The following is a 13,034-nucleotide window of genomic DNA, read 5'->3' as shown; positions in this document are numbered from 1 at the left end:
GATGAGCCACGTTGGGAGTGCGTCAAGAAACCGCCGGCGGGACGGGACATCGCTGTGGGGGGTGTCAATTCGTCCTCTCGCCGAAACACTACGACCAGACCGACGAGGGCGAACTCCCGCCGAACGCCCAGCGCTTCCGTGAGTTCCTCGCCCAGGAGATGGGCGAGGCGGTTGATTCACTGGCCGACGAGTACGGCCCCGGCCGCTGCTCGGTCCGGCTGGACTGGGCGGCGTTCTCTGACTTCGACCGCGGCCTCGCCGAGCAGTTGCGCGAGGATCCACGGCAGCAGCGAGTCCTCGCCGAGCAAGCGCTGGTCAACCTCCGACCGGACCTCGAACGCCAACGTCGGCACGCGGGCCGCCACGCTCGGCTCAACGTCCGCATCCGGAACCTCCCTACCGAACACACCTACCGGGTCGGGAAACAGCGCACGCGGCATCTGGGCCACCTCATCGCCCTCACGGGCACCGTCATCGAGACAGAAGGTGTCGTTCCGTTCGCGAGCGAGGCTGCCTGGGAGTGCCAGCGCTGCGGGACGATGACGCGGATGAAGCAGTCGGCCGGAAAGATGATCGAGCCGAGCATCTGTGGCGCCTGTGAGAACCAGGGCCCGTTCGTGTTCAACGAGCGTGAGTCCGACCTCGTCGACTTTCAGGAGGTCGTCCTCATCCCACAGGACACCGAACTCGACAGTCCGCCGGCAGTTACGGTGTTCGCTAAAGACGACCTCTGTGACCGGATGGGGGTCGATGACCGGGTGACGGTCGTCGGCGTCTTCGACACGCTCCCGAAGCAGAACGAGACGAAGCTGAAGACCTATGTTGAAGCGTTCGACCTCGACGTCGACGAGTACCAGGAGGTCGGTGCGGACTCCGCCGAGCTGAGCGACCGCATCGTTGCGTTCGTCGAGGAACACATGGACGAGGGAAGCGACTGGGGTGTCCACCGCGAGACGGTCGTCACGGAGTTCCGGAAGAAGGGACTGCGCGAGGAGGAAGTTCGGGACACCATCGAGACGCTCTCTCGGGAGTCGCGTGTAGACGCCGTCTCCTCGAAGCTCGTCGTGATGGGGTAACCACATCACCACACAGCATCCACCGACTGAACGGACTGGCGGATTGGTGGATGCCCCACCTGACTGTACAGTAGGACGAACAGGTACAGTAGGTACAGTAGCCAGCGTCCCGCGTCCACCCGCCTGTGCGATGTATACCGTATCGGATAGAGTCAGAGCCAACTAATAGAAAACTGGACCACAGACCGACACCAAGGTGTCGGGTCGGGGGCCCGTCGGGGTCGTCCCGCTGCTGGGGGAGGAAGGAGGGCTGTCGAGAGGGTATCGGCCTTCAAGTAATGACACTGACTTTGGCTGGTTCGATGCTCACAGCCAAGCTGTTCGATATCGACAAAGAGCGAATCGTCGCTGTCGACCCACTCCAATCGTAAGCGCGCCAAACGCTCATCCTCCGATCAGGAGCCAGACGGCGGGATGTCGCTGATTAGTAAGCTGTGTGGACCAGTGACGGGTAGCGAGAGTAGAGTGCGCCTCAGCCTCTACTCCGCCGTAATCGGTAATCACCTTCTCCATGAGCTTTGAGTTAGTGGACCCCGAACAGTCAGCTGCAAATGGCGAAAGAGCGTACATTCTACGCCTGTAAGGACTGTGGAGTCGTATACGCACCATTCATGACCCCTAACGAGTGCGGGGCATGCGGTAACGGCTTCTTCGAAAAGGTGGTTCCCGAAACCTGAACAGTTACTCGTCGTAGCGCATGTCGAACCGTTTGTAGGCATCCAGTTGGTCCAGCAGCGAGCGCCGCGTGTCCAGCACGGCGCCGTCGGACAGGTCGACCTCGGCAGTAGGGAGCTCCAGCGATACATCCGCGAGGGCCCCCTCCCAGTCGACCGACTCGACGATGTCGACGAACGCGTCGCGCCGATCGGGGACGCCTTCCTCTCGCCGGACGTTCTGGTCTTCGACGTGGAGAGCATCCAACCCAGACTCAGCAGCCCCGAAGTGGGGGTTCATCCGCTCTTGATACCGCTCCACCGCGGTCTCCAACTCGCCGAGCGCGGTGGCGAGGTCCTCATCACGCTTGAGGAACGCCGCCCGAACACCATCCCGCGCGTCTGCCCGCGCGTCCTCGATGGCCTGGTCGATACGCGACGACAGCGACTCGTCGACGTATGGGCGCAGACAGTCTTCGAGGGCTTGCCGGAACGCCGAAGGGTACCGTGAGGAGAACGCCTGTATCTCAACTGGCTCCTGACCGGCGTAGTTCCGGAACAGATCCTTGTGCGTCTCGTAGGAGACGGCACCGCGATTCCCGTGGTCGAGCCCGCGAGGCTTGGAGGCTGGCGTACCCGGGAGCGCGAACGCGCGCACATGCTCTTTGGTGACCGCACCGTGGACGACTTCGGCCTCGCAGTCGTGGAACAGCGACTCGATTTCGACCTTTCGGGCGACCGACTTGCTCATGTCGTGGCCCTTCGGGTCGTAGTCAGCGACGACGACGATGGCGAGGTCCTGGTCGCGAGCAGCGGCGAGTTCGATGGCCGACCGACACATCTGATAGGAGAATTCCCCACCGTCGGCCTCGCGAACGGTGGCGCCGTAGTCCGTCACCGTCTCGGTGGGAATGACACCGGACTTCTCAGCCCACACCTCGACGTAGTAGTCCTGTCGTGCCTGGTGGTGGTACTGGATACGGTCAAACGCCGCCCTCACGACACGCTCGACCTGCTGGTCGATGAACGCCTCGACGTCGACCTCCTCTACGCGGGCAGGCCCGAGCTCGCGCGGAATGGTCGCTCGCCGGTAGCCGTCGTCGACGGCGTGCTCGACGCTGGTCCGACGCGGGTCGAGTGGTCGGTCCCACCGTGGCAGCGGACGGTCGGACGTGTCGAACGCGCTCGTCACCGGCTCGCGGTCGTTCTTCGAGTCACCAATTCGGTCGGCATCGACGAGGCCCAGCAGTTGGGCCCAGAACGTCCCCTCCTTCAGCTCGCGCCAGCAGGCTGTCGTGTTCCCGTACGGGTCGCCGTTGCGACGCTCAACGTCTTCGTGGATGATGATATAGTGGAAGCCGCGGGGGTGGACGTCCGGTTTGCCCTGCGCTTCGTAGAGGTCAGCGAACCACTCTGCCTTCTCGAGGTCTGAGGGGCGGATGTACCCAGCGTCGTTCTTCGGTGAGAGCGCGAGGACGTCGGCGATGTCGAGCTGTTCGGTCGGGTCGCGCTCGACGTTGAGGTCGTCCCGGAGTTGCTTCAGGCGACTTCGGAGGTCGCGGAGCTCACCACGCTCGGTGACGAGGTCGGAGAGGTGGAGGTCGTCAGTCACTACTCGGTGTGTCGGGTGACCCCGGGAATAGCAGAGGCAGGATAGTGGGCAATGGCTTCTGTCGCTGGAGAAGTCGTAGTATACATGAACAGGCTGAGACTTGCGTGGTCATCAGTACTGTGAGATATATTGTCAATGCAATTTCTACCCCCAAACCCCCCCGACTCCAAGGGTTTAACTTGGGGCAGATACTGCGGTACAAGTAAGCGTGCCAACGCGAGGGCACGAAGACCTACCCGCTGGCACAGGACTCCACACCTCTAACCGGTGATCGAGTTCTCCCTGTCCTTGAGTTCGGGCACTTGAACGGAGGTGAGAACATCTCAACACCTTCGTCGGATAGCCAGCCAAACGAAGAGGGCAATCCCCGTGGCCCGTCGAAGGAGGTACTCGAAAGAGTCCTCCTCGGAGTCCGAATCGTTGTCTGGCTGATTCGGCTCTTTAGCACTGGCGTGTAGCCCATGTGGGGCCGACCCACACGAAATTTAGATTGTTCTGGTCGGGGTTGAGTCAGTGTGGAAATGTGCCTCCAACTCTTAATCGGAGGACCCCACACCTCTAACCGGTAGATGTCTCAAAGGTACGCCGTTATAAAAATACGTCGATGAATTCGCGTCGATGAAGACGTGCAACAAAGTCAGACCTCCCATCACGGTCTTTGGTGCCCGAATTCATCGCTTCTGAGGAACAGAGACGAGACGATGGTTCCGGTGCAAAAAAGTATAGTCACAGAGGTTACACACAGAGTCCTATGTTGCAGTCACCTTCGGACCTCAACTACAACCGTGGAGTGGAGGTGCTCACCGTCCTCATCGAAGGCGACTACCGCGTGTCCGTCAACTAAATCAAGTTCCTGGAGGGTGACATCGCCGAGAATGGGATGGCGCTCCGTCTGGTCCGAGCAGTAGTCCCAGCCTCGTGCTTCGAGAACGTCACGGTCCAGGCCAGACGTCGTCCAGTTCTCGCCGGCGGCAGTCGGGTGGCCACAGTGGTGGCAGCGCTTCGGTTCCGCACCCCACCACTCGGTGCTGCAGTCCTCACACTCGCCATGCGCCGACGTTTCCGAGCTGTCCCGAGCAGTCATGCGTTCAACTCCTGCGTTCGGGTGAGGTTGAGCGTCCCGCATTCTGGACAGATGACGCGCTGGTCGACCTCTATCCACGCAGGGTGCGACCCCATGTGGCTGTAGTCGGTGCTCGCGATGAGGAGATCGCCGTCGATACCGTTCTCGGGGAGTACTTTCTGCAGGCGGTACTCACTCGGTACTTCGTCGATGAGCGGAACGCGGTCACCCTCTTCGAGACCGTCGTACCACTGGTCATCGGTCGCGGTCACTGGTCTGTCTCCTGGAAGTGGGCGGTGTCGTCCCAGAACGTCGACTCGCTCGGTGCGGTCGGGCCGTCGACCCAGTCGATTCGCTCGGCGGCCACGTCGTCCTCGAAAACATCCCGCGTACGCTCGACCTCGCTGTGGACGGGGTCACGGTCGGCGGGATTCGAGTGCCGCCCGTGTAGCGCGAGAGTCTCGGCCACCTCTACCGCGTCATTGTCGTAGTGGCCCGCGACGACGCCCTCCAGCACGTACTCGGTGTGGAAGACAAGTCGAACGTCGTACTCGCCACCGACAACCTCGACGCGGTCAGCGAGGGGAGTGCTTGACGTGAAGCTATCGCTGTCAGTCATCCGTAGGAACCTCCTCGTTGCCGAAACTCGTGAGTGAGACCGCTTCGTCGGTTAGGACGTTCTCGATGAGCGCCTTCGCCATGTTCACCGGCACGGCGTTCCCAATCTGCTCGGTCGTCTCGCCTTTGTTCCCGACGAACTCGTACTCGGGCGGGAAGCCCTGTGCAGCGGCGAGTTCGTCCGGCTGGAGCATCCGGTAACGGAGGTCCAGCCCCCACGGTGAGAGTTCCGGCACGCACAGCGCGTGTCGGTCCTTCGTCGTCACCGTCGGGACTGGATCCGAGAGCGAGGCCGTGTCGCTGTTCCCGTAGTACTCGACGAGGAACGGCGAGACGAGGTGGCCGTCGTGGTTCTTCGCAGTCACGGTGTGCAGCGGTCGCTCGTCTGGTTGGTACGTGGCGTTGCTGTGGAGGCCACGACGCGGGCCGTTCCGAGGCTTCACGAACGGCTCGGCCTCAATGTAGTGGATAGCGCCCCGGGTGGCGATGGTCGGAACGGGCGCGTCGTCGGCGTCGAGGGCGCGAGCGTTCGACTGCTGGCCCATCACCATCCGCGTCCCCGTCTCCGACTCGGCAACACTGCCGCCATCGGCGGCGACGGCTGGAGCTGCGACGAAGAACGGTTCGGTGCGCTCAACGAGTGCCGAGTCCAAGTCATCAACAGCAACGATGTCCTCCTGCATCTGGTGGACGTCGTCCGGGGTGAGTTCCTCGATAGCGTCAGCGAACGCGGCGACCTCGTCGCCACAGTGTTCTCGTAAGCCCTGTGCGATTCGCTGCATCGTGTTGTCCGAGAGTGGCCGCGACCGCTCCCAGACAGAGCCGCCACGGTGGGAGTGGTTCAGGATGTCCGCCGCCCTCCGCCACGGTGCGGTGTCCTCGTCCGGCGTCTTCGAGTGGGTCGGCGTCGGGAACGTCGCTCGTCCGTTGCGCTGGCCGACGATGAACAACCGCCGTCGCTTCGTCGCGTCACCGTAGTCGGCGGCGTTTAGCACGTCCCAGTCCATTGAGTAGCCGAGCGAGTGGAGTGCGTTTATCCACGCCTCGAACGTCTCGCCGTTCCGCGACGGCTTCCCGTCCTCGTCGACTGGTCCCCAGGACTCCAGCTCGGGAACGTTCTCGATGATGAGGTGCTTCGGTCGGGTCTTCTGCACCCAGTCGACGACGTGCCACGGACTCGCCCGCTTCTGCTCGTTGACGGGCTTCCCGCCCCGCGCCGACGAGAAGTGCGTACACTCGGGACCGCCGACGAGGAGATCAACATCGTCCTTCCCGACGACAGCGGGTGGGTGGAGTTCCTCAACCTTCGCGTTGTGGTGTTCCGCCCACGGGTGGTTCCGCTTGTGCGTCTCGATGGCCTTCGTCCAGTGGTTGATAGCGATGAGGCGAGCGTCACGCTCCAACTGTTCGCACGCGAGCGCGAGTGCAGTCGAAAACCCACCACCGCCGCAGAACAGGTCGACGGCGACGAGGCTATCGGTTCTCATGGAGGGTCTGTCACTCACGGGGAGACACCTCGTAGTTCAGTTCGAGCGTCTTCGCGCGGTAAAGCGACCCTTCGCCGGAGTCAGTCGCTTCGACGTGGTAGTACCGCGTCCCGTCCGGTTCAGAGAGTAAGTGCGTGACGGCGTACTCGGCTTTCTCGACAGCGATACCGCCGGGGGCAAACTGCTGTTCAGTCTCTCGAATCAGGTCGCCGTCCTCGAATTTCCACTCACTCATGGGTGAATCACCCGCCCGTCACGTTCTCGCGTGATAGTGACGCTGTGACCGACACCTGCGTGGTCTTCGTGGCTCATACCTTCTCGCTCGGCGTCGCCAGCACCGTCGATTTTCTCTACCCATCCGCACTTGCCACATTCGAAGTGATACATCCCCTGCGACGAGTCACCGTCTCGACCGTCGCTCGTGGAGAGCTTATCAGGCCGAGACATCGGTAGCCACCTCCTCAGTGTAGATTACCTGCGGTTCGTCGTAGGTGTCTCGCACGGCGTACTTCGCCTGATGCTTGGCGTTATTGAGTGTGTACGCCATGAACACGTCTCGCGTCCACTTCCCCGAGTCGGAGTCTCGAACAGTGATTATCCAAACGTTCTGGCCGTCGCCGTCCTGCTGAACTTCCTGCGAGCGTCGGTCACTCACGACTGACCACCTTTCTCGTCGCGCCGACTGGAAACTCAACGCCACAGGACGCGCACGCCCCCTCGTCGCCCGGTTCGGCGCACTGACGCGGTTGATAGCCACACTCCGGGCATTGAAATACCTCCTGCGGCGGTTTCGCGTCACTCATCGTTTACCTCGTAGTCCTCGAAGACAGCGAGCGGGGCGTCCCCGTCATGACGGTGCTCGCCGCACAGGACGTCTCCACCCGCCGAGACGTGCGTTGCCTCCTCGTCACACCCGTCCTCGTAGCATCTCGGAGCAGCCCGGTCGTCGTCTTCGTCGAGGTGGAACTGGTCACGGAGGAACAGTTTGAGCGGCTTCAGCCGGCCGTCCCAGAAGTAGTAGTGGCTCTCCATGACGAACCGGTTTTCCTGAATCGATTCCGGGTCGGTGTCGAAGTCCACCTGGACGTCGAACGTTTCGAGCGCCTTCGAGAACCCAGCGGCGTAGGCCTTCAACAGGCCTTCGTTGAGTTCGTCGCAACGCGCCTCGTATTCGGCGTAGTCCTCCGTATCGTCGTTGATGGTGACCTCTGAGGCCATATCACATCCTCGTGAGTCACCTGGATATATCAGAGGCCGAAGAATTCAATCGATGTTAGAGAGATGGTCGTCGAAGCGTTCGGTCTGCTCCTCGACGTCGATGTGCTGGTAGGCGGCATGGGTCGTCGAGAGATCCTTGTGCCGAGCGAGGTCCTGGGCGTCGCCCCGATCGCGCCGGTAGACCTCGCCGACGATGCCTCGACGAGCGCCGTGGAGTTGGAGGTAGCCCGCTCGGTCCTCAACTTCGATACCCGCCTCGGTGGTGAGTCGCTTCATGACAGTGCGTGCGCCCTCGGTCGTAAGCGATGGTGGAGCGAGATCGCGCTCGCGAAGGAGTGAGTCGATGCCGCCCGCTTCCGACGCGAGGTTGGCGACGTCGACATCGTCCCCCAGCACTGTGCGAACGGCGTCGTACTTCGAGGGGGCGTGCCCGGTCGGGAACACCGGCCAATCCTCGCTTACGGGGCGCTGGACAGCCTGCCACCGTTCGAGGCCGACCGCCGACTTCTGTGGGAGCGCTGCGGGCCCGAGGTGCAGGTCCTTCCCGAGGATGCGCATCGTCTGGCCCTCCAGGTCGACGTCGCCCCACCGAAGGCCCTGACGCCCCTCACGGTCGTCCTTCGGATGGCGCAGCACCTCCGCGCCACGAACGGCCGAGTACGCGAGCACGCGCACGAGCGCTCGGTCACGTGCCTCAGTGGTCGCATCGAACCCCTTCTCGTCGACAGCCTCCGCTGCGCGGTGGTCGACGTAGCCGACGAGCTGGCGACGCTGCTCGGTCGTCCAGAACTGCTGGTCTGTTCGCGAGGATTCGCCAGCCGGGAGCGCCTCCTGGGCGGCGTTGGTGAGGGCAGGGTTCGTCGGGAGGCGATCGTCACGGACGCAGTAGGTGAGGAACCCAGATAGATACGAAAAGTACGAGTTCGCGGTCGAACCCGCGATACCACCCGCAGTGACACGGTCATCGAGACGCTCGGCGTAGCGACGCATCACGAGCGGTCCATCGTCACCGGCGAGGTCGTCGAGGTCACGACCGCGGGCGTGCATCCAGCCGATGAACCGCCGGAGCTCCGAGCCCGCGGCGTCGACGTACGCGCCGGTCGGGTCACCGTCGTCATCTCGACCTGTCGACTTCGACCGGAGGTAGCGCTCGGCCGCTATCTGCAGCGATGTTTGCTGGCCGTCGTCCCCGGGAGTAACGGCCGTCTCGGTGGGTTCCATCTCGTACGACGACCCGAGGGCGAGGCCCCGGAAATATCTACTTGGTTGTGTGTCTTTACAACATAGTGGCATCCCGGAATATCTGAACCGGCCCTCAACGCCGATACAGGCCTCAAGGCGCAGATATTCACCCACCTGTAATTTGTTTAAACCATATCACGCGATACCGAATCTGTGCGCGTACGCGCGTGAATCTTAAATATTACAACCGTGAAATGTGACTATACATGGTCTTCGGAATGACCTCAGATATCTCGAAATTCTCAGCCCTCCATGCTGTGTCCGAGGAAGTCGCCGGGACGAGTGAGATACTAGCGGCGGCGTTCGACTCTTCAACACTTGACGCCGCTACAGTTGCTGGAATGGCTGGAACACCCGTTGATGCAAATTCCAGCCTCGAACTCGCCATGAAGGGTGCTCTCGGCGAGGCGAGCGCGCTCAACAATCTCGGACCGGCGGTCGAAACCGCGAACCTCATAGACTTCACCCCCACACCAACCGAGGCTTCGACGCTCACCACCGCGCTCACAGGAGCAGAAGTGGATGCAGCAGATGTGATGAGTCCAACGATGGCTCAAAGCGTCCTCGGTGACTCCAGCACCATCACCTCGACCCTCACGGCAGCGCACCTGCCTGCCAACGAGATTCTCCGCGCAGCAGACATTGCACCAACACTGGTTGGCGCCAGCAACGATATTTCGCCAGCCGTTCAAGCGCTGCACGGAGCACTCGATATATCTCCGGCCATCCAGGCCATGCACGCCTCCTCCGGCTTTACCCCGACGACCCAAGCAATCCAAGGAGCGATGGACCTCACATCGGTCGCTGAACAAATGCGCCTCACAGGCCAGATACCGAAGGTCACGCTTGGGAAAGAGATGATGAAGGGTGTCAACGCGGCGCTCGCGGTAGAAGAACTACAAACGTTCGGGCCCCCCTCTGACATATTCGACACCCTGTTTCAGGGGATAGACTACACGGTCGACCCGGCTACATCTGGGTACCACAACCCGACACTCGGAGACATCATCCTCGACGAACTATGGGCAGCCGGACGTGAACAGCCCTCACCAATCGTCTCTGCGGTATTTCAGTGGTCGGTTACTGCCGTTCGTGTCCTTCACCCCGGTTACTCGACTGAAGAGGTTCTAACGGAAGCGTGTGGGGTCGTTGCTGTCGTCATCTGGGTGGCCATTTGCACGAGGATGGGGGGTGGCACGCTCGAGACTACGCTTTCCTCGCGCATCCCTCACTATTACACGAAAGGATTGGCTACCCGCTACCTCACCGACGAGGAGATGGCTGTCGGCGTCGACGAACCGCTACCTCCCCTCGAAGACGAGGGCAACGACCGAGAAGCCGATCAGGAGTAACTCACACTCCAGTCGTTGAAGACTACGAACATCTCGACGTTGCTATCGACGAATGCAACGTTTTGGCGCTCATTTTCTCTTGGATGCGGGGTCCCCTCCTCTCTTGCAAGACCTCAGCGACAGCAACCTCACCTCTTAACCAAGACGATATAAGACACTGCCGCCATCCTTGGTTAGAGAATGGCCGAAGCTAAGCGTCCAGCTCCCCCAAACAACGCCGTACAGTACATCGTCGATGGTCTTAACCGACAGAAGCCACCGATGCTGCGTCAGCTCGCAGAGTACGCCGAGGCGCTCGCCGACTGGAAGGAAGCCGACCAAGAAGAGGACGTCCCCGACGAGGTCGCCGACGCCGATCGACCCGATGGCGTCCCTGGAAAGGCGAACATCGTGACGAAGACCATCGACGGCAATCAGTACTACTACTATCAGTGGTGGGAAGACGGAAAAACGAAATCTGAGTATCTCTCGCCGGTGAATCCGAAGCGCAGCGGGTCGTCGGAGTAGCTATAGCGCGGCTTTCACAGCCAGACCTACGATGAAGAGAATCAGTGCAGGAGCCACCCACTCCCCGAATACAGGAACGCTCTGGAATAGGCCGACCCAGGCGAACATGCCACCAGACATGCCCACCATGTCGAAGAATTCGGCTTTCGTGAGCATCCAAGACGCAGCCGTCAGCGAGCCAAGGAACACGAGTCCTTTTCCGAAAAACCCCACTACCGACCACCCACCGCCGCTCGACGGCTTTGCTCGCCCCACATTATGAAGCCGACACCGAGGACGAAGATGAGGCCGCCCGCTATCGTCGAAGCCACTGTACTTCCCGCCCCGATCACCATCAGGCCAACAACGACACCGAGGAAACCTGCTCCACTGCCGAAGAGCCACTTTACCGCTCCAGTCAGTGCACCAATCAATGTCATCAGCAGTCCGTTAAGTCTCGATTACTTTAACGTTTGCGGCGGAATCGGACAAAGAAGAGGACTCAGTTACTCTGGAACAATAATCCACCTGACGAACTCGTCAGGTGCTGTCGGACTTTTCGGTTAACACGACATGATTGTCATGACCATTAAATTTCGACTCGATACCGGCGCGGTTGTTCTTCCTCGTCATCGACGACGAGTCTCTCTTCGTCGACAGCCCGCTCGATTGCGGCTTCGACATCACTGGCAGAGACGACAGACTCCTCGATGTGCCCAGCACCATCGCGACGGTCCCACGACAGGGCTCGAACGATGACGTGCTCTGGCACCGAGTCGGGTTGCTTCGGCGAGGTCTGGGCGTCGACCGTCGCGACGACCCGCTCGACGAGGCGATCGTCATCCACTTTGGAGGCTTCACTCATGACTACTCGTCCGAACCCACCGCTCAAAGGCGTATCCAAGGAGTGTGTAAAGGAGAGGCATACGCTTTTGATGGTGAACCCGCTACTATCGACAGGGCCGGAGCTAACGTACCCACTTGTTGTGCCAAAAACAGGGGTCGTTCTCCCCGGCCTTTGCCCACGAACCGTGAGCTGACCGTCTCGGCTACTCCTCAATGTCGACCCCACGCTCTTCGAGCGCCAGCCGCGCGACCTCCTCAGCGTGGGCTGCGCTGAACCGAACCAGCGCGTCGTGGATCTCTCGCTTCGACATGTTCCGAACGCCATGCTCGCGGAACACCCGCTCCATGTCGAGCGTCATCGCGTCCTCAAGGCGCTCCCACGACTCGGGGCGCGGGTAGAGTTGCCGTTGCCACTGGTTCTCGAAGCCGAACGCAGGCGTCTTCTCGGGAGGGTCTGCCGGCTCCTCTTGGTCGGCCGTCTTCTCGGTCGACTCCTCTTCTACTTCCTCCTCGTCGTCATCAGCATCGTCGGCCGCATCGCCGAGGTCGAAGCTCACGCCTGGACACCTCCTTGTTCGACGATACGCGCCAGTGTCTCGAAGTGGTCCAGCTGGGGATGGTCGGGATCGTACGCCGTGAGCGGTTGGCGCTCTTCGTAGGCGTCGCCGAACGCCGCGCTGTGTCGGATTGGAATCTTCGGTGGTGCCATCTCGCCGTTGTCGATGGCGTCCCACTCTTCGGCGGTCACGCGCGCGAACGGTGGGATGTGCGCGTCGAGGACCTCCTCGACGGTCGTTCCCTCGGGGAGGTCGCCAGAGTCGGGGTCGACGCCGTCGTAGCCCGCCATCAGGTAGCTCGCGAAGTGCTCGTCGGTGTTCATCGACTCCAGTAGTCGACGGTCCTTCGTATTCTGGTCGACCCGTCGCGAGAGGTCGTTCGGGACGGTCGCAAGGATGTCGAACTCGCCGAGTTGCTGGCGAATCGGTGCGACCAACTTCGTTGCTGTCTCCCTGAGACCGTTCAGTGCCTCCGGGACAGGCATCAATGGCAGGATAGCGTTCGGCGCAGCGACGACCGCGTTGTTCGTCAGCTTGTTTCGCGAGCCCGGGAGGTCGAACAGGATGTAGTCGTACTCGCCCTCGTCGAGCAGCGGGTCGACGAACTCGTTTTTTCATTTTCAAGATCGCTCGCGAGCACCGAGGTCCTTCGAGAGCTCGTCGACGACGCGTTCGAGATTCAGTGACGGGACGAAGTCGAAGCCCGTGGCCCGGGTGCTTGAGCGATCTCCTCGAAGTGTCCGGCGCCGTCCAGGAGAACGTTGGCGAGGTCGGTCGCGCTTTCGTTCTCGCGGGTGTAGTAGTCCGAGTCCCGTCGAGAGGTG

General features: G+C 61.5%; 15 protein-coding genes. 3 read left to right on the top strand and 12 right to left on the bottom strand.

Annotated features, from left to right (window positions below; translation table 11 throughout):
- Window positions 1-17 precede the first annotated feature (17 nt).
- A complete protein-coding gene (locus tag GQS65_RS17350; RefSeq protein ID WP_158205890.1) occupies window positions 18-1,076 on the top strand; it encodes a hypothetical protein in 1,059 nt (352 codons plus the stop codon).
- A 681-nt stretch (window positions 1,077-1,757) separates the two neighbouring features.
- Here GQS65_RS17350 and GQS65_RS17345 read toward each other — a convergent pair.
- The 8 genes from GQS65_RS17345 to GQS65_RS17310 form a co-directional block, all read right to left on the bottom strand.
- Complete coding sequence (locus tag GQS65_RS17345) at window positions 1,758-3,341, bottom strand: hypothetical protein (protein WP_158205889.1); 1,584 nt, start codon at window positions 3,339-3,341, stop codon at window positions 1,758-1,760.
- Window positions 3,342-4,421: 1,080 nt separating this feature from the next.
- Entirely contained in the window at window positions 4,422-4,676 is a 255-nt protein-coding gene (locus GQS65_RS17340) for a hypothetical protein (RefSeq protein ID WP_158205888.1), read from the bottom strand.
- Window positions 4,673-5,023 carry a hypothetical protein gene (locus GQS65_RS17335; protein WP_158205887.1) on the bottom strand — a complete coding sequence of 117 codons (351 nt, stop codon included), beginning with the start codon at window positions 5,021-5,023 and terminating at the stop codon, window positions 4,673-4,675. Before GQS65_RS17335 ends, GQS65_RS17340 begins: the two co-directional genes overlap by 4 nt.
- Window positions 5,016-6,509, bottom strand: a complete 1,494-nt coding sequence (locus GQS65_RS17330; RefSeq protein ID WP_158205886.1) for a DNA cytosine methyltransferase — start codon at window positions 6,507-6,509, stop codon at window positions 5,016-5,018. Before GQS65_RS17330 ends, GQS65_RS17335 begins: the two co-directional genes overlap by 8 nt.
- 10 nt (window positions 6,510-6,519) lie before the next feature.
- The gene (locus tag GQS65_RS17325; protein WP_158205885.1) at window positions 6,520-6,744 is read right to left on the bottom strand and encodes a hypothetical protein; all 225 of its coding nucleotides are present in this window, start codon (window positions 6,742-6,744) and stop codon (window positions 6,520-6,522) included.
- Window positions 6,745-6,942: 198 nt separating this feature from the next.
- On the bottom strand, window positions 6,943-7,164 hold the full coding sequence (locus tag GQS65_RS17320; RefSeq protein ID WP_158205884.1) for a hypothetical protein: 222 nt from the start codon (window positions 7,162-7,164) through the stop codon (window positions 6,943-6,945).
- 140 nt (window positions 7,165-7,304) lie between these two features.
- Window positions 7,305-7,727 (bottom strand): hypothetical protein, encoded by a 423-nt coding sequence (locus GQS65_RS17315; protein WP_158205883.1) that lies wholly within the window; start codon window positions 7,725-7,727, stop codon window positions 7,305-7,307.
- Window positions 7,728-7,772: 45 nt separating this feature from the next.
- A complete protein-coding gene (locus GQS65_RS17310; protein WP_158205882.1) occupies window positions 7,773-8,948 on the bottom strand; it encodes a tyrosine-type recombinase/integrase in 1,176 nt (391 codons plus the stop codon).
- Window positions 8,949-9,187: 239 nt separating this feature from the next.
- Between GQS65_RS17310 and GQS65_RS17305 the strand changes: the two genes are divergently transcribed.
- Both GQS65_RS17305 and GQS65_RS17300 read left to right on the top strand, forming a co-directional pair.
- Window positions 9,188-10,321, top strand: a complete 1,134-nt coding sequence (locus GQS65_RS17305; protein ID WP_158205881.1) for a hypothetical protein — start codon at window positions 9,188-9,190, stop codon at window positions 10,319-10,321.
- A gap of 261 nt (window positions 10,322-10,582) precedes the next feature.
- Complete coding sequence (locus GQS65_RS17300; RefSeq protein ID WP_233265181.1) at window positions 10,583-10,828, top strand: hypothetical protein; 246 nt, start codon at window positions 10,583-10,585, stop codon at window positions 10,826-10,828.
- Window positions 10,829-11,040: 212 nt separating this feature from the next.
- Here GQS65_RS17300 and GQS65_RS17295 read toward each other — a convergent pair whose 3' ends face one another.
- From GQS65_RS17295 to GQS65_RS17280, 4 genes are all read right to left on the bottom strand, one after another.
- Entirely contained in the window at window positions 11,041-11,247 is a 207-nt protein-coding gene (locus tag GQS65_RS17295) for a hypothetical protein (RefSeq protein ID WP_158205879.1), read from the bottom strand.
- Between the two features lie 149 nt (window positions 11,248-11,396).
- The gene (locus tag GQS65_RS17290; protein ID WP_158205878.1) at window positions 11,397-11,672 is read right to left on the bottom strand and encodes a hypothetical protein; all 276 of its coding nucleotides are present in this window, start codon (window positions 11,670-11,672) and stop codon (window positions 11,397-11,399) included.
- A 184-nt stretch (window positions 11,673-11,856) separates the two neighbouring features.
- On the bottom strand, window positions 11,857-12,210 hold the full coding sequence (locus GQS65_RS17285; RefSeq protein ID WP_158205877.1) for a hypothetical protein: 354 nt from the start codon (window positions 12,208-12,210) through the stop codon (window positions 11,857-11,859).
- Window positions 12,207-12,803, bottom strand: a complete 597-nt coding sequence (locus GQS65_RS17280) for a ParA family protein (protein WP_199268496.1) — start codon at window positions 12,801-12,803, stop codon at window positions 12,207-12,209. The genes GQS65_RS17285 and GQS65_RS17280 overlap by 4 nt, the downstream gene beginning before the upstream one ends.
- Between the last annotated feature and the right edge of the window lie 231 nt (window positions 12,804-13,034).

Origin of the sequence: Halomarina oriensis (assembly GCF_009791395.1) — an archaeon.
In the GTDB taxonomy this organism is placed as follows: domain Archaea; phylum Halobacteriota; class Halobacteria; order Halobacteriales; family Haloarculaceae; genus Halomarina; species Halomarina oriensis.
The sequence above is the reverse complement of the archived record's forward strand: the minus strand, read 5'-3'. Positions and strand labels throughout refer to the sequence as shown.

Bases quoted from the DNA above. Each gene is read 5' to 3' on its own strand.
- GQS65_RS17335 (WP_158205887.1), bottom strand. From the start codon at position 5,023: ATGACTGACAGCGATAGCTTCACGTCAAGCACTCCCCTCGCTGACCGC.
- GQS65_RS17330 (WP_158205886.1), bottom strand. From the start codon at position 6,509: ATGAGAACCGATAGCCTCGTCGCCGTCGACCTGTTCTGCGGCGGTGGT.
- GQS65_RS17325 (WP_158205885.1), bottom strand. From the start codon at position 6,744: ATGAGTGAGTGGAAATTCGAGGACGGCGACCTGATTCGAGAGACTGAA.
- GQS65_RS17315 (WP_158205883.1), bottom strand. From the start codon at position 7,727: ATGGCCTCAGAGGTCACCATCAACGACGATACGGAGGACTACGCCGAA.
- GQS65_RS17310 (WP_158205882.1), bottom strand. From the start codon at position 8,948: ATGGAACCCACCGAGACGGCCGTTACTCCCGGGGACGACGGCCAGCAA.
- GQS65_RS17305 (WP_158205881.1), top strand. From the start codon at position 9,188: ATGACCTCAGATATCTCGAAATTCTCAGCCCTCCATGCTGTGTCCGAG.
- GQS65_RS17300 (WP_233265181.1), top strand. From the start codon at position 10,583: ATGCTGCGTCAGCTCGCAGAGTACGCCGAGGCGCTCGCCGACTGGAAG.
- GQS65_RS17295 (WP_158205879.1), bottom strand. From the start codon at position 11,247: ATGACATTGATTGGTGCACTGACTGGAGCGGTAAAGTGGCTCTTCGGC.
- GQS65_RS17290 (WP_158205878.1), bottom strand. From the start codon at position 11,672: ATGAGTGAAGCCTCCAAAGTGGATGACGATCGCCTCGTCGAGCGGGTC.